Source organism: Azotobacter bryophylli, assembly GCF_042643485.1.
In the GTDB taxonomy this organism is placed as follows: Bacteria; Pseudomonadota; Gammaproteobacteria; order Pseudomonadales; family Pseudomonadaceae; genus Azotobacter; species Azotobacter bryophylli.
The window spans coordinates 1-726 of sequence record NZ_JBHRSJ010000026.1 but is presented as its reverse complement, the minus strand read 5'-3'; the positions used below and the strand labels follow the sequence as shown (position 1 = coordinate 726).

Genomic DNA, 726 nt, shown 5'->3' with positions numbered 1-726 from the left:
GAAAAGTCGGTGCAGGTAGAATCGTCGCCATGATTGGCTGGAGGCCCACATGGCAAGGCGCTACGAACTCCCGGATACGGGCTGGGAGTTGATCAAGGATCTAGTTTCCCCGGAACAAAAGATGGGCCGACCTCGAAGTGATGATCGGCTGGTACTCAACGGTATCTTCTGGATCCTCTGCTCCGGAGCCGCCTGGCGCGATCTGCCGGAACGTTTCGGCCCGTGGTCGACGATTTATCAACGGTTCCGTGACTGGCGAGACGACGGCACGTTTGACCGAGTACTTGAGCGATTACACGTCCGGTTGAATCAGGAAGGCCTGATTGACCTGGACACATGGATGATCGATTCCACTGCGGTGCGCGCAACCCGAGCCTCTTCTGGCGCCGGGAAAAAGGGGGGCCAGAAGAACCGGTAGACCATGCGCTGGGGGCGTAGCCGAGGCGGCCTGACCACCAAGATTCATCTGATCTGCGATGCCAATGGGATACCTCTTCGCTTCATGCTGTCACCGGGGCAGGCCAGCGATATTGCCCATGCTCAGCCGCTCTTGGATCAGGTGCGTATCCCCGGAAAGTTGGGACGGCCTCGTAAGCGCTGCCGCTGGTTGCTGGCAGACAAGGGCTACGATGCTGAGCATCTGCGCCAGTACTGCGACCGCTACCGGATGCAGCCGGTAATTCCGCTGCGAACCATGAAGCGCAAGCCTAAACCGGGGCCTCCTCG

General features: G+C 59.6%; 2 protein-coding genes. Both read left to right on the top strand.

What is annotated here, in order from left to right; genetic code table 11:
- The first annotated feature begins 49 nt into the window (after nt 1-49).
- Nucleotides 50-418, top strand: a complete 369-nt coding sequence (locus tag ACFOJE_RS12835; protein ID WP_377814764.1) for an IS5 family transposase — start codon at nt 50-52, stop codon at nt 416-418.
- Between the two features lie 3 nt (nt 419-421).
- Nucleotides 422-726 (top strand): transposase (locus ACFOJE_RS12830; protein WP_377814763.1); only part of this gene is annotated, 305 nt, incomplete at its 3' end.